The organism is Xanthomonas bonasiae (assembly GCF_017163705.1).
GTDB lineage: Bacteria > Pseudomonadota > Gammaproteobacteria > Xanthomonadales > Xanthomonadaceae > Xanthomonas_A > Xanthomonas_A bonasiae.
Map to the genome: position 1 here is coordinate 45,740 of NZ_JAFIWB010000023.1, position 18,099 is coordinate 63,838.

General features: G+C 67.4%; 15 protein-coding genes and 1 riboswitch. Of the genes, 7 read left to right on the forward strand and 8 right to left on the reverse strand.

The annotated features are described in order from the left end of the window. Nucleotides 1–307 precede the first annotated feature (307 nt). Nucleotides 308–406: riboswitch (S-adenosyl-L-homocysteine riboswitch) on the forward strand. 35 nt (nucleotides 407–441) lie between these two features. From ahcY to JR064_RS17210, 3 genes are all read left to right on the forward strand, one after another. Beyond that, entirely contained in the window at nucleotides 442–1,887 is a 1,446-nt protein-coding gene (gene ahcY / locus JR064_RS17200; RefSeq protein ID WP_145705491.1) for an adenosylhomocysteinase, read from the forward strand. Nucleotides 1,888–2,196: 309 nt separating this feature from the next. Beyond that, nucleotides 2,197–2,571: a hypothetical protein gene (locus tag JR064_RS17205; protein ID WP_179568353.1), complete on the forward strand. Its 375-nt coding sequence runs from the start codon at nucleotides 2,197–2,199 to the stop codon at nucleotides 2,569–2,571. A gap of 218 nt (nucleotides 2,572–2,789) precedes the next feature. Further along, on the forward strand, nucleotides 2,790–3,344 hold the full coding sequence (locus JR064_RS17210) for a transglycosylase domain-containing protein (protein WP_206230554.1): 555 nt from the start codon (nucleotides 2,790–2,792) through the stop codon (nucleotides 3,342–3,344). Between the two features lie 45 nt (nucleotides 3,345–3,389). On the opposite strand, the gene JR064_RS17215 is transcribed toward JR064_RS17210, so the two are convergent. Both JR064_RS17215 and JR064_RS17220 read right to left on the reverse strand, forming a co-directional pair. Further along, nucleotides 3,390–3,947 (reverse strand): DUF3228 family protein, encoded by a 558-nt coding sequence (locus tag JR064_RS17215; protein WP_206230555.1) that lies wholly within the window; start codon nucleotides 3,945–3,947, stop codon nucleotides 3,390–3,392. Nucleotides 3,948–4,213: 266 nt separating this feature from the next. After that, a complete protein-coding gene (locus tag JR064_RS17220; protein WP_206230556.1) occupies nucleotides 4,214–5,137 on the reverse strand; it encodes a M14 family metallopeptidase in 924 nt (307 codons plus the stop codon). Nucleotides 5,138–5,474: 337 nt separating this feature from the next. Here JR064_RS17220 and JR064_RS17225 point away from each other — a divergent pair, with 337 nt between their 5' ends. The 3 genes from JR064_RS17225 to JR064_RS17235 all read left to right on the forward strand — a co-directional run bounded on the left by JR064_RS17225 (nucleotide 5,475) and on the right by JR064_RS17235 (nucleotide 9,115). Then, nucleotides 5,475–6,902: an alpha-amylase family protein gene (locus tag JR064_RS17225; protein ID WP_206230557.1), complete on the forward strand. Its 1,428-nt coding sequence runs from the start codon at nucleotides 5,475–5,477 to the stop codon at nucleotides 6,900–6,902. Nucleotides 6,903–7,245: 343 nt separating this feature from the next. Then, on the forward strand, nucleotides 7,246–8,070 hold the full coding sequence (metF, locus tag JR064_RS17230; RefSeq protein ID WP_179568363.1) for a methylenetetrahydrofolate reductase [NAD(P)H]: 825 nt from the start codon (nucleotides 7,246–7,248) through the stop codon (nucleotides 8,068–8,070). A 406-nt stretch (nucleotides 8,071–8,476) separates the two neighbouring features. Next, nucleotides 8,477–9,115 (forward strand): DUF4124 domain-containing protein, encoded by a 639-nt coding sequence (locus JR064_RS17235; protein ID WP_206230558.1) that lies wholly within the window; start codon nucleotides 8,477–8,479, stop codon nucleotides 9,113–9,115. Nucleotides 9,116–9,229: 114 nt separating this feature from the next. Here JR064_RS17235 and JR064_RS17240 read toward each other — a convergent pair whose 3' ends face one another. The 4 genes from JR064_RS17240 to JR064_RS17255 form a co-directional block, all read right to left on the reverse strand. Further along, the gene (locus JR064_RS17240) at nucleotides 9,230–10,192 is read right to left on the reverse strand and encodes a Nudix family hydrolase (protein WP_179568367.1); all 963 of its coding nucleotides are present in this window, start codon (nucleotides 10,190–10,192) and stop codon (nucleotides 9,230–9,232) included. A gap of 231 nt (nucleotides 10,193–10,423) precedes the next feature. Further along, nucleotides 10,424–10,807 carry a VOC family protein gene (locus JR064_RS17245; RefSeq protein WP_425510310.1) on the reverse strand — a complete coding sequence of 128 codons (384 nt, stop codon included), beginning with the start codon at nucleotides 10,805–10,807 and terminating at the stop codon, nucleotides 10,424–10,426. Between the two features lie 278 nt (nucleotides 10,808–11,085). Beyond that, complete coding sequence (gene secA, locus JR064_RS17250; RefSeq protein ID WP_191825499.1) at nucleotides 11,086–13,824, reverse strand: preprotein translocase subunit SecA; 2,739 nt, start codon at nucleotides 13,822–13,824, stop codon at nucleotides 11,086–11,088. Nucleotides 13,825–13,987: 163 nt separating this feature from the next. Further along, nucleotides 13,988–14,935 carry a M23 family metallopeptidase gene (locus JR064_RS17255; protein WP_179568373.1) on the reverse strand — a complete coding sequence of 316 codons (948 nt, stop codon included), beginning with the start codon at nucleotides 14,933–14,935 and terminating at the stop codon, nucleotides 13,988–13,990. Between the two features lie 10 nt (nucleotides 14,936–14,945). On the opposite strand from JR064_RS17255, the gene JR064_RS17260 reads away from it, so the two are divergent. Further along, the gene (locus JR064_RS17260) at nucleotides 14,946–15,422 is read left to right on the forward strand and encodes a DciA family protein (RefSeq protein ID WP_191825498.1); all 477 of its coding nucleotides are present in this window, start codon (nucleotides 14,946–14,948) and stop codon (nucleotides 15,420–15,422) included. Between the two features lie 148 nt (nucleotides 15,423–15,570). Here the strand turns inward: JR064_RS17260 and lpxC are convergent, their stop codons facing one another. Both lpxC and ftsZ read right to left on the reverse strand, forming a co-directional pair. Then, nucleotides 15,571–16,482, reverse strand: coding sequence for a UDP-3-O-acyl-N-acetylglucosamine deacetylase (gene lpxC, locus JR064_RS17265; RefSeq protein WP_179568377.1), 912 nt, complete (start codon nucleotides 16,480–16,482; stop codon nucleotides 15,571–15,573). 374 nt (nucleotides 16,483–16,856) lie between these two features. Further along, nucleotides 16,857–18,077 carry a cell division protein FtsZ gene (gene ftsZ / locus JR064_RS17270; RefSeq protein WP_046979230.1) on the reverse strand — a complete coding sequence of 407 codons (1,221 nt, stop codon included), beginning with the start codon at nucleotides 18,075–18,077 and terminating at the stop codon, nucleotides 16,857–16,859. Nucleotides 18,078–18,099: the final 22 nt, after the last annotated feature.

Here is an 18,099-nt window from a genome sequence, read left to right on the forward strand (position 1 = left end):
CGGCCTGGTAACGGTTACAAAGCGAACCATCGTGGGCCGGCGCAGACGCCCCCCCCTGCGGGAGCGATCTCGGTCGCGAGGCTTTCCAGGGAAGCCTCGTCGCGACTGAAGTCCCCCCCACGGGGAGGCCTGGCGACACCTGGAGCACGCACCAGCGAATCGAAGCGCTGGCTCCGGGGGCGCACCGGCCGGCAGGCGGCGGCGGCGCGGCCGTGGTCGCCGAACCGGGCCTTGGGCGTGCGCCACGTCCCAGGGCCACCGCCCCATTCAAGTGCCTCACGCCGCAGCCGCTATAATCGGGTGTTCCTTCGCCGAGGGGCGCTGCGACCGTGTCGAGGTGGGTTTCCCGCTTCCAGACCCGGCCAGGCTCGGCGGCAGGCTTGAGCGACAACGGCGCCCGGACCTTCGCGAGTTTTCTCGCCATTGACCGGAGCACTACCGATGAACGCTGTACGCAAGAGCTTTTCCACCGAGGGCGACTACAAGGTCGCCGACATCTCCCTGGCCGATTGGGGCCGCAAGGAGCTGGACATCGCCGAGCACGAGATGCCGGGCCTGATGTCGATCCGCCGCCAGTACGCCGCCGCCAAGCCGCTGGCCGGCGTGCGCGTGACCGGCTCGCTGCACATGACCATCCAGACCGCGGTGCTGATCGAGACCCTGAAGGACATCGGCGCCGACGTGCGCTGGGCCTCGTGCAACATCTTCTCCACCCAGGACCACGCCGCCGCGGCGATCGCCGTCACCGGCACTCCGGTGTTCGCCTGGAAGGGCGAGAGCCTGGAGGAATACTGGGACTGCACCCTCGACGCGCTGACCTTCACCCTGGCCGACGGCACCCAGACCGGCCCGGAGCTGGTGGTGGACGACGGCGGCGACGTCACCCTGCTGATCCACAAGGGCTACGAGCTGGAGAACGGCTCCAAGTGGGTGGACGAACCCGCGTCCTCGCACGAAGAGCAGGTGATCAAGGACCTGCTCAAGCGCGTGGCGGTCGAGCGCCCCGGTTACTGGACCCGCGTGGTCAAGGACTGGAAGGGCGTGTCCGAGGAAACCACCACCGGCGTGCACCGCCTGTACCAGCTGGCCGAAGCCGGCACCCTGCTGGTGCCGTCGATCAACGTCAACGACTCGGTGACCAAGAGCAAGTTCGACAACCTGTACGGCTGCCGCGAATCGCTGGCCGACGGCCTCAAGCGCGCGATGGACGTGATGCTGGCCGGCAAGGTCGCAGTGGTCTGCGGCTACGGCGATGTCGGCAAGGGTTCGGCGCACAGCCTGCGCGCCTACGGCGCCCGCGTCATCGTCACCGAGATCGACCCGATCTGCGCGCTGCAGGCGGCGATGGAAGGCTTCGAGGTCAACACCGTCGAAGACAGCCTGGGCCAGGCCGACATCTACGTCACCACCACCGGCAACAAGGACATCATCCGCATCGAGCACCTGACGCAGATGAAGGACCAGGCCATCGTCTGCAACATCGGCCACTTCGACAACGAGATCCAGGTCGAGGCGCTGTACAAGTATCCCGGCGTGCAGAAGATCAACATCAAGCCGCAGGTGGACAAGTTCGTGTTCCCGAACGGCAACGCGATCTTCCTGCTGGCCGAAGGCCGCCTGGTCAACCTGGGCTGCGCCACCGGCCACCCCAGCTTCGTGATGTCCAACAGCTTCGCCAACCAGACCCTGGCGCAGATCGACCTGTGGCAGAACAAGGACAGCTACGAAAAGCAGGTCTACCGCCTGCCGAAGAAGCTGGACGAAGAAGTGGCGCGCCTGCACCTGGAAAAGATCGGCGTGAAGCTGACCAAGCTCAGCGACGACCAGGCCGCCTACCTCGGCGTGTCGGTCGACGGGCCGTACAAGCCGGAGCATTACCGGTACTGAGTGGTTGGCGGGTTTATCCGTCTAACGCGAAGAGCTAAGAGAACGGGCGCCGAAAGGCGCCCGTTCTTTGTTGGTGGCCAGGCGCTTTCGAGAAAAATCCGGTCATCGCGGAAACGGCCGAGTTCCAGTGACCAGCGGTCGCTTGTACACGATGGAGGCCGGTGATAGCGTCGCATCGGCCTGCATCCAGGGAACGGATATCATGATCAGACCCGCGCGTGACACCGGCAGGGCGTCCCGATGGCTTGAAAGCCTACTCGGATCCGCTACCCGAGCGGTCCCCCACCAACGAATCGACAGGCGGCGATCATGAAACGATCATTGCCGTGCCTCGCCCTGTTTCTGCTTTCCATGGGCTGCGTCAGAGATCTGCAGCATAAGCAATTGACAGAGATTCCATTGGCCGAAAAACCAGCCATCCCTTCGACCGAGTCCGCATGCAAGGCGGCCGGCCAGTTCTGGTCGGAACAGGGCTTGCCCGGCGGTCCGAAATCTTGCGCGGTCAGGACGACCGATGCACTCAAGATATGCACCGATAGCGCGCAGTGCCAGGGAAGCTGCCTGGTTGCTGAAAACTTGCCGCTGGGCGTAGCAGCAATCGGCAGTTGTTCAGCGTGGGTCGCAACCTTCGGTTGTTACAAATACATCGAAGGCGGCCGCGTCCATGCGATGTGCGCAGACTGACCATTTCCCAGCCTCGCTCGCGTACGTTGGGCCGGACCGCAGAGAGACTTCATCGCTGCTCATTGTTGCGCCGACGGTATATCCACCCCGAATTCGGCGATCGTTGATAAGGCAATGATGCTGGCAGCCTTCTCGCCCAGCGCTTTCAGCCAACAGACGGGGAATCCCATGCGCGCCGAGCCGGCTTCGCGGCTTGACCTGCTCATGGGCGGTTGCCGATGAAAAGCATCGCCTTATCGACGCTGAAATCTGTCGCGGCACTTTTGCTTGCATCAATCGCCGCGATCGCCGCCTACGACGTCCTGGCATTTCAGCCGCGCCAAATGGAAATTCGAGCGCTTCTGAACCGCGCTCCGCCAGAAGATCGCGATCCACCGGCGTCGATCCGCCGCTACATCGATGCGGCGCATCGCTCCACCTATCCGCCATCCACCGCCGTCGCCCGCTTGCTGCTGGCGCGCCTGGGCACGCCACGTCACGAGAACGCGCTTTCCTGGCATGTGCGCGTCGTCCTGTGGGATCTTCTGGTGTCGCTGCACCTGTCGCAGGACCAACTCCTGGCGTTGTACAGCACCTTGTCCTACAACGGCGCCGGACATGGCATCAGCCAGCTGTCGCAGAAACTCTACGCAAAGCCTGCCAGTGCGCTGTCGGATGCCGAAGCGGCCACGGTCGTTGCCATCCTCTGGGCACCGGGCCTCTATCTGCACGACAAGTCGCGCCTGGAACGGCGCCGAGACCTTCTGCTGGCGCGAGCTCAAACCAGACATTGACACGTTCGGGCGAAATGCCGTGACCGGCCTAGCGTCTCGTGGCCACTATGGCCGCCAATTCGCATTGCTCTCCCAGAACGCCACGCTGCGCCGGTAGGCCTCACGATCCAGCGCCACGCCCGAGCCGCCCTCTTCCACGCCCAGCGCGTTGCGCAGCATGGTGATCGGTGCCATCGGGATCTCCTGCGGTTCGGCGGTGTAGAGGCAACCGACCACGCCCCATTCTGCTTCGATCGGCGCACCCTCGCGCGCCAATTGTTCGCGACTGTAGAGGATCGGCAGCAGATATGAAGCGACCGGCGGCTCGACGCCTTCGAACCAGCGCACCAGCACCGGCAACTCTTCCCTGCTGCGCGCTTCGTAGCCGGAACGCAGCAGGTGGCGATTGGCCTCGGTGATCGGCACGGTCAGGCAGCGGGTGGAGGTCCAGTTGGGATGCACGTGCAGCTTGCAGAACGGCGCGTAGCCGTCCAGCACCCGCAGCGGCGTGGCGTCGTTGAGCTGGCGCTCGAACTGTTCCGGCGTGCAGTCCTGGATCGCGTTGCGGCGCGCGTCGCGCGGGAACAGGCGGGTGCGGGCGAAGGGGGTCAGGACGATGGACATGGCGGCGACGGTCACGAGGAGAGATCAAGCGTAGCGCGCTCACCGGGCGATGCACACCATGACCACCGTCCCCCAGGTGGGGAGCGTCATCGCATCGATTCGGCCAGGCCGCCGTTGCGCACCGCGTTCTGCAGGAGGGGGTTCAACCCGGACGCCTTGCCGCTAGAGCCCCTGGTCGAAACCGGTCCTGCAAAAGAGTCGGCGCGGCGCGGCGATGCCTGCCAGTGCGCAGCCACGCAGCATGTGCCGACTTAAACGCCCGGCGTCTAGTGCGGATGTGCCAACGCGTAGCCGATCGCCGCACGGATCGCCGCCACCTGCGCGGCATTGCATTGCTCCGGCGTCGCCGTTGGGCTGTCGGGGTAGACCTCGGTGGTCGTGGTGTAACGCGCATCGCTGATGCCCGCGCACAAGCCCAGCTTTTTCACCGGGTAGTTGATGACGCCATGCGCCACCACCGGCGAACCGATGATCTCGCCCTCGGCATCGGCGGGCGCGATATGAGTGACCTGCGCGACCGCGGCCACCACCGCCTGCTGGAACGCCGGCTGCGGATTCTCGCTGTCGCCGACCAGATAGAAGCCGTCGGGAATGCCGCCAGGCTCGTAGGCGACGCCATCGCGCGCGGCCAGCGCCGGCCGGAACTCGGATTCGTCGCTGTCGGTGGTTTCGTGCAGGTCGATGTGCATCGCGACGCGCCCGCGCAGCGGCACGACCAAGCGCAGCAGCGCGGCCGATTCCTGCGCCGGGCTGTCCTCGCGGAACGACCGGTTGGGATCGATGGCGTCGGCATTCCAGCGATGGATGCGCTCGTAGGCCCATGGACTCACGCACGGCGCAACCAGCAGGTTGACGCGGCCGGCGTGCTCGGCCGCGTGGCGGTCGGCGAACTGCAGCGCACCATGCACGCCGCTGGTTTCGTAGCCATGCACGCCGCCGGTCACCAGCATGCACGGCAACGCGTCGTCCCACGCGCGACTGCGCAACGCCAGCAGCGGATAACGCTCCCCGGCGTACTCCAGCACACCGTACTCGACGATCTCCAGCGGCCCGCGCATGCGCTCGATCGCCGCCACCACGTCCGTTTGGTAGCTGCGCTGGCGACGCTGCCGCGCCAGCCACGCCGCCTTTTCCGCTTGCCCCCAGGGAATGCCGGGCGTGCCGATCGGATAGAAGGTTTCGAGTGTCATCGTGCGAGTCCGCATCTGCAGGTGAGGCGGGTGACTTTAGCATCGGGAAACGCCGGCCACCGCGGCCATGCAAGCTCGCGGCCGCATCGACATGCATGCCTCGCATGCAATGCGCTCGCGCGCCGCACAGCGCCGACAGAACCAGATGCCGATCCCGCTTTGCATCGGCCAATGCAATGAATACGTATGTAGCCCGCGCATGCTGCGCCGCGATGCGCGCTTAGCATCCACGCAGCGCCGCACGCCGTGTGCGGCGCGTCCGGAAGGGGGCCGGATTTCCCGACGCCACGCAGCGCGCCCGGCATGCGCGGCGTCCCGACCGAAGGAGATCTGTGTGATGCGCGAACTGCCCGCCGCTGCAATCGCTCCATTGCGCCCGCACCGCTGGCGCCTGTTCCTCGTCGGCCTGCTGCTGACCCTGGCCACCGCCAGCGCCCAGGCCGATGTCATCCTGCACGCCTTCAACTGGCCCTATGCCACCGTGGAAGCGCGCGCGGCGCAGATCGCCGCGGCCGGCTATCACAAGGTGATGGTGGCGCCGGCCTACCGCTCGCAGGGCAGCGCCTGGTGGGCGCGCTACCAGCCGCAGGACATGCGCGTGATCGACAACCCGCTCGGCGACACCGAGGACTTCGCCAGCATGGTGCAGGCGCTGGCCGATGTCGGCGTGGAAACCTATGCCGACGTGGTGCTCAACCACATGGCCAACGAGGCGGCGACGCGCCCGGACCTGAACTATCCCGGCAGCGCGGTGCTGTCGCAGTACGCCGCGGATCCGTCGCGCTACGCATCGCTGCGGCTGTTCGGCGACCTGTCGGTGAACTTCCTCGGCGCCGGCGATTTCGGTCCGGCGCAATGCATCACCGACTACACCGACGCCTACCAGGTCCGCACCTACCGCATCTGCGGCGGCGGCAGCGATCCGGGCCTGCCCGACCTGGTCGGCAACGACTGGGTGGTGCAGCAGGAGCGCAGCTATCTGCAGTCGCTGAAGGCGCTGGGCGTCACCGGCTTCCGCATCGACGCGGCCAAGCACATGACCTTCGACCACCTCAACCGCGTGCTCGATGCCGGCATCCGTTCCGGGGTGCACGTGTTCGGCGAAGTCATCACCGGCGGCGGCGCCGGCAACGCCGACTACGACCAGTTCCTCGCGCCCTACCTGCAGGCCACGCCGCACGCGGCCTACGATTTCCCGCTGTTCAATTCGATCCGCAACGCGTTCGCCTACGGCGGCAGCATGGACCTGCTGGTCGATCCAGGCGCCTACGGCCAGGCGCTGCCCGGCAACCGCGCGGTGACCTTCGCGGTCACCCACGACATTCCCAACAACGCCGGCTTCCGCTACGCGATCCTCGACCCGGTCGACGAGACCCTGGCCTACGCGTATCTGCTCGGCCGCGACGGCGGCGTGCCGATGGTGTACTCGGACAACAACGAGAGCGGCGACAACCGCTGGGTGGACGCCTACCAGCGCGACGACCTCAAGCGCATGATCGGCTTCCACAACGCCGCGCAGGGCAGCGACATGCAGGTGCTGTCGCACGATGCCTGCCACCTGCTGTTCCGCCGCGGCGATCTGGGCATCGTCGGCATCAACAAGTGCGGTACCGCGGTCAGCGCCACGGTGGCGATGAGCGGCAGCGTGCTGCGCTGGAACGTGGACTACAGCGACGCGCTCGGCTCGGGCAGCGTGGTGCGCATTTCCAGCAGCAGCTACACCTTCAGCCTGCCGCCGCGGCAGGCGCGGATGTGGAAGCGCTGATCCTGGCGCACCTTGCGTAGCCGTGCGGCGGCGCCCGCTGCCGCACGGCTGTGCCGCAGCCGGTGCCATCCGCGCGATCCCGGCTGGCGTTTGCAGGCCGGCACTCACGAACAGCGGCGATTCGCGCGCGCGCCATGCACATCGGTCGCAGCCGACTGCATTGCGCGCTTGGCACGGCGCCCATCGACCGTGCGATGACGCATATGGGCGGCATTTCGACCATCTTCCATGCAGCACCGCCGCTCGTGAGCCGGCCGGCCAGCGGACAGCCGGAATCGGGCCTGATCGCACATCCATCCGGATGGAGAGATATACTCGGACAATCACCTGACGCGCCGCGCCCATGACCGCCATCAGTTTCGAGTTCTACCCGCCCAAGACCGACGAACAGCGTGCGCAGCTGGACCGCACCGCCGCGCGCCTGAAGACCTACGCACCGGAGTACGTGTCGTGCACCTTCGGCGCTGGCGGCTCGACGCTGAGCTACACCTCCGAGACGGTGCGCCATCTGAAGCAGCACCACGGCTTCGAGGCGGCGCCGCACCTGTCCTGCGTCGGCGGCAGCCGCGAAGAGATCCGCGAGTTGCTCAAGCTCTACCGCGCGATCGGCTGCCGGCGCCTGGTCGCGCTGCGCGGCGATCTGCCCTCGGGCATGGGCCACCCCGGCGACCTGCGCTACGCCGCGGACCTGATCGCCTTCATCCGCGCCGAGCACGGCGACGCCTTCCATCTTGAGGTCGGTGCGTATCCGGAAACGCATCCGCAGGCCAGCGACGCGTTGAGCGACTTGCGCCACTTCAAGGCCAAGGTCGACGCCGGCGCCGACGGCGCGATCACCCAGTACTTCTACAACGCCGACGCGTATTTCCATTTCGTCGACGCGGTGCGCAAGCTCGGCGTGCAGATCCCGATCGTGCCGGGGATCATGCCGATCTCCAATTTCAGCCAGCTGCGGCGTTTCTCCGAGCAGTGCGGCGCGGAGATCCCGCGCTGGATCGGCAAGCGCATGCAGGCCCTGGGCGACGATGCCGAGGCGATCCGAGAGTTCGGCGCCGACCTGGTCGCGGCGCTGTGCGAACGCCTGCTCGCCGGCGGCGCGCCGTCGCTGCACTTCTACACGCTCAACCTGGCCAAGCCCACCGTCGGCGTGCTGTCGCGCTTGGCGTGAGCGGCGTCTGCAGCTTCGGCGGCAATCGGCGAAGCTGCAGGCATCCCGATGGTGGACAGCGTCGGGACTGAAGTCCCTCCCACAAAAGCCTTCGCAGCGCCGCGCACAATCCCCTGTAGGAGCGGCTTCAGCCGCGACAAACGGAGTGGGAAACTTGGCCGGCGTCGGAACCAACCGGTCGGGGCTGAAGCCCCTCCTACAAGACTCCCGGCGCCCGCCCGTCCGAAACCTTGTAGGAGCGGCTTCAGCCGCGACGAGCGAAGCAGTCAGACACACCATGCTCGCGAAGGATCAGGACCGATGTCCTTATCCCTCAGTTCGCACTGACACGCCTCGCCAACGCTGCCGCCTGCACCTTCACCTGGCGCAGCTTCCCACACACCAGGCCTGCGGCTAGGCTGGCGCGATGCGTGCGCCCCCGTCGATCCTCTTGTTGCTGTGCCTGTGCGCCGCGCCTGCCGCCGCGCAGAAGGTGAATCGCTGCACCGGCGCCGACGGCGCCACGGTGTTCAGCGATCGCCGTTGCGAAGACCTGGGTGCGATCGACCGTTTGCCGCCGCGCACCGCGCCCAGTGCGGCCAGCGAAGGCGCCAGCGGCCTGTACCGGCCGCAATGCGTGCGCCGGCTCAGCGAACTGGCGCAGCAGATCCGCACCGCGGTGGACGCGCGCGACGTCAATCGCCTGTCCACGCTGTATTGGTGGAACGGCGTCTCGGACGAGGCGGCGCGGCGCATCCTCGACCGCCTCGACGCGATCACCCAGCGTCCGTTGGTGGCGATCGTGCCGGTGTTGCCGGACCCATCGGCGCAGGCGGCTGACCCCGCGGCCACGCGCCCGGCGTCCGGCACGTTGGCCGCTGCCGAGCAACGCCCACCCGATGCCGCCGCCGGAACACCCCAAACATCGGCCGGCGACAACGCCGCACCGCCGCGCGCACGCGCGACCGGGTTGCGCCTGGAGCAGACCCTCGGCAGCAGCGCGACCCCGACATCGACGGTGCTGGGCCTGCGCCGCCAGTACAACTGTTTCTGGATCAGTTTCTAGCGCGCTTTCGGCTTGGGAATTCGCAATCGGCGCGATGCTGGAGGAGTTACTTCGATCGCGGCAGGCATCCCTTGTACTGCCCGTCGCGACTGAAGTCGCTCCCACAACCCCCGCTCAGGCGGCGTCCACGTCCAACGGCCACAGCCCACGGATCGCGGCGATTCCCTGGCCGCCATGGCGCCGCGCTTCGGCCACCTGCGCCGGCAGCAGGCCGCCGATCGGGTACAGCGGCAGCGCCACTTCCTCGCGCAGGCGCTCGAACGCCTCCCACCCCAGCGGCGCGGCGCCGGGATGGCTGGCGGTGGCGGCCAGCGGGCCGACCACGGCGAAATCGCAGCCGAGCCGCTGCGCCGCGTGCAGCTCTTCGACGCGATGGCAGGACGCGGCAACGCATTGCCCGGCCGGCAACGGACGCGCGTCGAACTGCGGCAACTGCTCCGCGCCGAGGTGCACGCCGACCCCCAACTCCTGCGCCAGCGCGAGATCGCGATTGACCAGCACCTGCGCGCCGCGCGCCGCGCACAGCGCCGCCGCGGCCCGCGCCAGCGGCTGCCAGTGCCCGGCCGGCAGGCTGCGCGCACGCAACTGCACGCGCTGCACGCCGCCTTGCAGCGCGCGTTCCAGCGACGCCAGCCAGCGCTCGGGATCGACCGGCTCCGGCGTCACCAGATAGCGATCGGGCTGGCGCAGCATCGCCACCACCGGCTGGTCGGCCGGCGGCATCGCGTAGCGGCTCAGCTTGTCCGGCGCCACCCAGGTCAGCGCCTGGCCCTCGCGGCCGCGGGCGGTGCCCTTCCACGACAGTACCTGGCGCATCTCCAGACGCAGCCGTTTGTCCGGATAGCGCTGCGGCACTTCCATCAGCTGCGCGCCGACCGTCGCCTCGATGCCCAGTTCCTCCTGCAGCTCGCGCACCAGGGCCTGCTCGGAGGTCTCGCCCGGTTCGCGCTTGCCGCCGGGGAACTCCCACAGGCCGGCGAGGTCGCGGCCCTCGGTACGCCGGGCCAGCAAGATACGGCCGCGGGCATCGGTGATGACCCCGGCGACGACATGGATGGATCTGAGCGGTTCGGACATGGCGCAAGCTTGCCGTCTTCGGCGGTGCCAACGCAATGAATCCGGTTCACATCGTCGGCGATCCGCGTATCGCGGCAGCGATCCGCACGCATTCGGCCAACGTACGGCGAGGCGACGGCCTGGACGACGCGGCAACAACGACGAAACCGACCGCATGCGGCCATGCGAATGGATACACCCACGGACAGCTGTGCCGGCGGTACCGCCACCGCCCGGACGCCCGCTCCCCGCTCACCCGGGCAAGTCGTGCCCGATCCGCCACAGCACCCCGCCCGGATCGTGCAGGGTGAAGTCGCGCATGCCCCACGGCCGATCCTCCGGCTCACCAAGGCGCGCGCCAAAGCGGCCGGCCAGATCCGCGGCACCCAGCCGCCGCCACCAGGCATCGGCATCCTCCACCCACAGGTGCAGCATCAGGTTGTGCGCCAGTGCCTGCTCGTAGGAATCCTGCAGCAGGAACGCACAGCGCTCGCCATGGCGGAAACAGACGAGGCCGTCGCCAAGCGGCTCCGCCACGAATCCCACCTCGCGATAGAACTCCACGGACAGCGCGAAGTCCCGCGCCGGCACGAACACCTTCAATTCAAGACTGGCGGAACGCTCCACGGCATGCATCCAACGGCAATGGCGACACCCGGCACCCTACCCGCAGAACGCGCGACACGCCACACAGACAAGCCCCCCCGTCCGGGCCGTCCCCCAAACAAAGCGCCCCGCACAAGGCGGGGCTGCAGATACAAGGGTTTGACCAATCACCGCACCCCATCTGGAGCCGAGCCCCCTTTAGTGAAGGGGGCGCGCCGATAGGCGCGGGGATTTGGGGAGAGATGAGCTGGGGCCCACGTTTTGCGAAGCAAAGCGTGGGGCTGTTGCGCGATTGCGCAACAGCGCTCTTAACTCAACTGCCCATGGCAATGCTTGTACTTCTTGCCGCTGCCGCACGGGCACGGATCGTTGCGGCCGACCTTGGGCGCCTCGCGGGTGACCTGCGCCACCTGCGGCGCGTTGGCGCCCAGCGCGACCTGCTCGGCTTCCTCGTCAGCGCTGTAGCCGCCGACGTCCTGGTGCTGGAACTGCGCCTGGCGCAACTGCGCCTCCATCTGCTGCCGTTCCTGCGCTTCCAGCGCCGCCACCTCTTCCTCGCTGCGGATGCGCACGCGCGCCAGCAAGGTCACCACCTCGCGCTTGGCGTGCTCGAGCATCTCCGAGAACAGTTCGAAGGCTTCCTTCTTGTATTCCTGCTTGGGCTGCTTCTGCGCGTAACCGCGCAGGTGGATGCCCTGGCGCAGGTAGTCCATGCGCGCCAGATGCTCCTTCCAGCTCTGGTCGAGCACGGTCAGCATCACGTGCTTCTCCAGCGCGCGCATGGTCTCGCCGCCGACCGCGGTCTCCTTCTCCTGGAAGTGGCGATCGACTTCCTCGCGCACCTTCTCGGCGATGCCGGCCGCGTCCAGTTCCTCGTGACGCTTGACCAGGTCGGTCAGCGACAGCGACAGGCCCAGGTCGCTGGCCAGGGTCGCTTCCAGCCCGGCCAGGTCCCACTGCTCGTCGATCGAATTCGGCGGCACGAAGCGCGCCACCAGGTCGTAGATCACGTCGTCGCGGATGCCGTCGACGTTGTCCTTGACCGACTCGGCGTCGAGCAGTTCGTCGCGCTGCGCGTAGATCACCTTGCGCTGGTCGTTGTTGACGTCGTCGAAGTCGAGCAGGTTCTTGCGGATGTCGAAGTTGTGCGCCTCGACCTTGCGCTGCGCCTTCTCGATCTGGCGGCTGACCATGCGGTCCTCGATGACGTCGTCTTCCTTCATGCCCATCATCCGCATCGCCTTCTGCACCCAGTCGGAGGCGAAGATGCGCATCAGGTTGTCTTCCAGCGACAGGTAGAAGCGCGAGGAACCCGGATCGCCCTGGCGGCCGGAACGGCCGCGCAGCTGGTTGTCGATACGCCGCGACTCGTGGCGCTCGGTGCCGATGATGTGCAGGCCGCCGGCGGCCTTGACCGCGTCGTGGCGCTCCTGCCAGGCCGCCTTCAGGCGCGCGCGCTCGGCGTCGCTCAGGTCCTCGCCCAGCGCGTGCAGCTCCGCTTCCAGCGAGCCGCCGAGCACGATGTCGGTACCGCGGCCGGCCATGTTGGTGGCGATGGTCACCGCGCCCGGCTGGCCGGCGTTGGCGACGATCTGCGCCTCGCGCTCGTGCTGCTTGGCGTTGAGCACCTCGTGCTTGACCCCGGCCTTGCGCAGGTGCTCGGACAGCATCTCCGAGGTCTCGATCGAGGTGGTGCCGACCAGCACCGGCTGGCCGCGCTTGGCGCAATCCTCGATGTCGGCGAGCACCGCGTTGAACTTGCCCTGGCGGTTGAGGAACACCTGGTCCGGCCAGTCCTTGCGGATGGTCGGGCGGTTGGTCGGGATCACCACCACTTCCAGGTTGTAGATGCTCTGGAATTCGTAGGCTTCGGTGTCGGCCGTACCGGTCATGCCGGACAGCTTCTTGTACATGCGGAACAGGTTCTGGAAGGTGATGCTGGCCAGGGTCTGGTTCTCGCGCTGCACCGGCACGCCTTCCTTCGCTTCCACCGCCTGGTGCAGGCCGTCGGACCAGCGCCGGCCCGGCAGGGTGCGGCCGGTGAATTCGTCGACGATGACCACTTCGCCGTCGCGCACGATGTAGTCCACGTCGCGCTGGTAGATCGCATGCGCGCGCAGCGCGGCGTTGAGGTGATGCACCACGCTGAGGTTCTGCGCGCCGTACAGGCGGTCCTCGTCGTTGGTCAGGATGCCGGCGGCGCGCAGCAGCTCTTCGGCGTGCTCCATGCCCGCCTCGGACAGGTGCACCTGCTTGCCCTTCTCGTCGACCCAGAAGTCGCCCTCGCCTTCCTCGGACTCCTGCTTGGTCAGCTGCGGCACGATGCGGTTGACGCGGATGTACAGCTCCGGCGAATCGTCGGCCGGGCCGGAGATGATCAGCGGGGTGCGCGCCTCGTCGATCAGGATCGAGTCCACTTCGTCGACGATGGCGTAGTTCAGGCCGCGCTGGTAGCGGTCGGCCTTGGACAGCGCCATGTTGTCGCGCAGGTAGTCGAAGCCGAATTCGTTGTTGGTGCCGTAGGTGATGTCGGCGGCGTAGGCGGCGTGCTTGTCGCTGTGCGGCATGCCCGGATAGACCACGCCCACGCTCAGCCCCAGCCAGTTGTACAGCTTGCCCATCTGCGCGGCGTCGCGGCGTGCCAGGTAGTCGTTGACGGTGACCACGTGCACGCCCTTGTCTTCCAGCGCGTTGAGGTACACCGGCAGCGTCGCCACCAGGGTCTTGCCTTCGCCGGTGCGCATTTCCGCGATCTTGCCCAGGTGCAGGACCATGCCGCCGATCAGCTGCACGTCGTAGTGGCGCATGCCGAGCACGCGGCGGCTGGCCTCGCGGCACACCGCGAACGCTTCCGGCAGCACCTTGTCCAGGCTCTCGCCGCCGGCGATGCGCCCGCGCAGTTCCGGGGTCTTGGCCTGCAGCTGCGCGTCGGAGAGCTGCTCCATCTCCGGTTCCAGCGCATTGACCTTGGCGACGATACGGTGGAGCTGACGCAGCTGGCGTTCGTTGCGACTACCGAAAACGCGAGTAAGCAGACTGTTGATCATTGAAGGAACCGGTTGGAAAGGAACGCCCATACGGCCCGATCCCCAGGGAATCGGCGGGCCGCAAACGAAACAGGGCGCGAGGCGCCCTGTCGTGGCAAAGCCTATTGTAGCTTGGGGCGGGCTCCGGCGATTCAAGCGCCGGCATCGCCGCCCCAGCGCTGCGTCAGCCGCGGCCGCGGCGGCCCACCGGCGTGGCGCCATCGCCGAGGAACTTGGCCGGATTCATCACCACGCCGTCCTTCCACACCTCGAAATGCACGTGCGCGCCGGTGGAACGGCCGGTGGAACCGGCCTTGGCCACTTCCTGGCCGACCCGCACCAGGTCGCCGACCTTCACCGACAAGCGCGAATTGTGCGCGTAGCGGGTGACATACCCGTTGCCGTGATCGACCTCGACCACGTTGCCGTAGCCGCCGCGCACGCCCGAGTAGCTGACCACGCCGTCGGCCACGGCCAGCACCGGGTCGCCGACGTTGGCGTGGAAGTCGATGCCCTTGTGGTTGCCGGCGCCGCGGCCGAACGGATCGGCGCGGCCGCCGAAACCGGAGGTGATGTAGCTGTTGCGGATCGGCATCCGCGACGGCACCGCGTTCTGGTCGAGCTGGTGGTCGAACAGCAGCGATTCGAGCACCGACAGCTGCTGGCCGGAGGTGGCGAACTGCTGCTGCAGCCCGTCCAGTTCCTTGCTCAGCTGCGGCGCCGGCATGTCCTGGCTGACCTCGTCGTCGCCGCCACCGACGCCGACCGGCTGGTCGAAGTCGAATTCGCCGTCCTGCAGCTTGCCCATGCGGGTCAGGCGTTCGCCCAGCGCGTTCAGGCGCGTGGCCTGCGCCTGCAGCTCGCCCAGTCGCGCGGCCAGCGCGTTGACCTGGGTCTGCGCGTCGCGGCGCACCTGCGCCAGCTCCGCGTCCTGCCGCTCCACCTTGGCCCGCAGCTGCGCCGAACCGACGAAGCCGGTCGCGGCGCTGACGCCGATGCCGAGTACCATGCCCACCGCCAGCACCGTGCCCAGCACGGCAAGGGGACGCCGGTCTGCGAACTCGCGCAGCCGCCACGGCAGGTCCTTTATCCCCTTTTCACGCGAATTGATTACGATCTTCTTAAACGCCATATGAGTTTTCATGTCTAAGCGAAAGTCCGGCGAGGGCCATACCACCGCGCCGATGCCGGCGTTGGACGCCGCATTGGCGGACAAGGTGGGCGACCCGTTGCGGCGTGCCTTGTGGCTCGACGCGCTGGACCGACAGTTGCGCCCCCATCTGCCGCCGAACCTGGCCTCCCGGTGTCGGTTAGCCAATGTGAACGGCGAACAGCTCGTTTTTCTCGTTGACTCTCCGGTCTGGCACGCCCGGGTAAGGCTCGCCGAGGCCGATATCCTCGCTGCGGCCCGGTCCCTCGGGCTGAAGGCCACCAGGGTGACCGTCAAGACTGCGACTGCATCCGCGCATTCCCCAATGCAACAGGCAAGAAGCAAGCCAGCACCGGTTTCCGCGGCGACGCACAAGGGATTGCGCGACGCGCTGGCGTCCTTGCAGGACGTCGATTCCACGACGCCTGAAGCAGCGACGGCCTCCGGCCGGCGCGGTCTGCGTACGTAGACACGCACGTCACGACCCGACGCATCCTAGCGGGCGCAGGCGTCGAGGTCGTTATCGATTCGTTAAATAGAAGTTAAGCGGGGTCAAAGGTGCGACGGATCGCCCATTCCGTGATCCCGGACCGCCCCCGGCCGCGGGGCGGAAAACTTTAGGCGTAAGCCACGGCCCCGTAGGCCACCGGTGCCGGCACGGCCTTGGAATCGAAGCTCACCCACTCCCACGCGGCCTGCTCGGCGAGCAGCGCGCGCACCAGCTTGTTGTTCAGCGCATGGCCGGATTTGTAGCCTTCGTAGGCACCGAGGATGGCGCCGCCGGCCAGGTACAGATCGCCGATCGCATCGAGGATCTTGTGCCGCACGAACTCGTCGGCGTAACGCAGGCCATCGTCGTTGAGCACGCGGAACTCGTCGAGCACGATGGCGTTGTCCATCGACCCGCCCAGGCCCAGATTGCGTTCGCGCATGTACTCCAGATCGCGCATGAACCCGAAGGTGCGCGCGCGGGAGATTTCCTTGATGTAGGCCATGGTCGAGAACTCGATTTCCTGGCGCGACTGCTTGGCCGGGATCATCGGGTGGTCGAACTGGATGGTGAAGCCCAGCTTGTAGCCGTCGTACGGCTCGAAGCGGGCGATCTTGTCGCCGTCGCGCACTTCCACCGGACGCTTGATGCGGATGAAGCGCTTGGGCTTGCCCTGCTCGACGATGCCTGCCGACTGCAGCAGGAACACGAACGGGCCGGACGAGCCGTCCATGATCGGCAATTCGGCCGAGGACAGCTCGACGATGGCGTTGTCCACGCCGAGGCCGGCCATCGCCGACATCAGGTGTTCCACCGTCTGGATCTTGGCGTCGCCGCGACTGAGTCCGGTGCACAGCGTGGTCTCGGTGACCAGCTCGGCATCGGCCGGCACTTCCACTGCCGGTTCCAGGTCGACGCGCCGGAACACGATGCCGTGATCGGCCGGCGCAGGACGCAGGGTCATGTACACCTTGTCGCCGCTATGCAGGCCCACGCCGGTGGCGCGGATCGTGTTCTTGAGGGTGCGTTGCTGGGTCATGGGAGACAGTCTGGGAACGTCCGCTCAGACGGGAACTGAACGGAATTGAGAATATCACGCGTTTAGCCAAATTTTAACAAGACGGTCACAGCGTCCTATTTGCGCAACGCTGGCGCAGGCCGGCGTCGCGGTCGCAAAAACCTGCCGGGTCGAAACGACCCGGCAGCAAAGGACACGGCGCGCCGCCCGGGCGGACAGGCCCGATCGGCGGTGTTGCGGCCGGCGCAGGGCCGGCCTGGCGAAACGTCAGTCGGCCTGGCGGCGCAGGGCGGGCGGCGTGCTTGCGAAGCACTGCTTCGCACGCCGACCCGCGCCTGGCCACGGATGGCCAGGCTGGGCCATCCGCAAGCCGACCTGTCGCGCCAGGGACGGCATCAGTCGGCCTGGCGACGCAGGAACGCGGGAATATCCAGGTAATCGTTGGGCAGATCGGCCGCCGCCGGTGCCGGTGCCGAAGCGCCCATCGCATCGCTGCTCGGACGCCGCAGGCCCAGGCCCATCGCGCCGCCGACCGCCTTGGACACGGCGTCGCCGCCATGCTCGAAGTCGCCGAATTCCGGCTGGCCGGTGGTCGCGTTGCGCACCAGCTTGATCGGCGCGCGCTGCTCCGGACGCTGGGTCTGGCGCGACACGGCACGGTTCAGGCCGGTGGCGACCACGGTCACGCGCACTTCGTCCTGCATGTCCGGGTCGAGCACGGTGCCGACCACGACGGTCGCGTCTTCCGAGGCGAAGCCTTCGATGGTGCGGCCGATCTCGTCGAACTCGGCCATGGTGAAGTCCGGACCGGCGGTGATGTTGACCAGGATGCCGTTGGCGCCGGCCAGGTTGACGTCGTCCAGCAGCGGGTTCTGGATCGCCGCTTCGGCCGCGGCCTGCGCGCGGTCGTCGCCGCGGGCCGAGCCGGTGCCCATCATCGCCAGGCCCATTTCCGACATCACGGTGCGCACGTCGGCGAAGTCGACGTTGATCAGGCCCGGACGCACGATCAGGTCGGCGATGCCCTGCACGGCGCCCTGCAGCACGTCGTTGGCGGCGCGGAACGCCTGGATCATCGTGGCGTTGCGGCCGAGCACGGTGATCAGCTTCTCGTTGGGGATGGTGATCAGCGAGTCGCAATGCTGGCTCAGTTCCTCGATACCCTTCAGCGCGACCTGCATGCGCCGGCGGCCTTCGAACGGGAACGGCTTGGTGACCACGGCGACGGTCAGGATGCCCATCTCCTTGGCCAGCTGCGCGACCACGGGGGCAGCGCCGGTGCCGGTGCCGCCGCCCATGCCGGCGGTGATGAACACCATGTCCGCGCCCTGCAGCGCGTCCATGATGCGTTCGCGATCTTCCAGTGCGGCCTGGCGGCCGACTTCCGGGTTCGCGCCGGCGCCCAGGCCCTTGGTGACGTTGGTGCCGAGCTGCAGCTGCAGCTTGGCGCCGCAGTTCTTGATCGCCTGCGAGTCGGTGTTGGCGGTGATGAACTCCACGCCGTCCACGCTGCTGCTGACCATGTGCGCGACCGCGTTGCCGCCGCCGCCGCCCACGCCGACCACCTTGATTACCGCGTTGGGTGCCATCTTTTCAATCAGTTCGAAATGCGCCATGTCCGTGTCCTCTTTGAGCCGG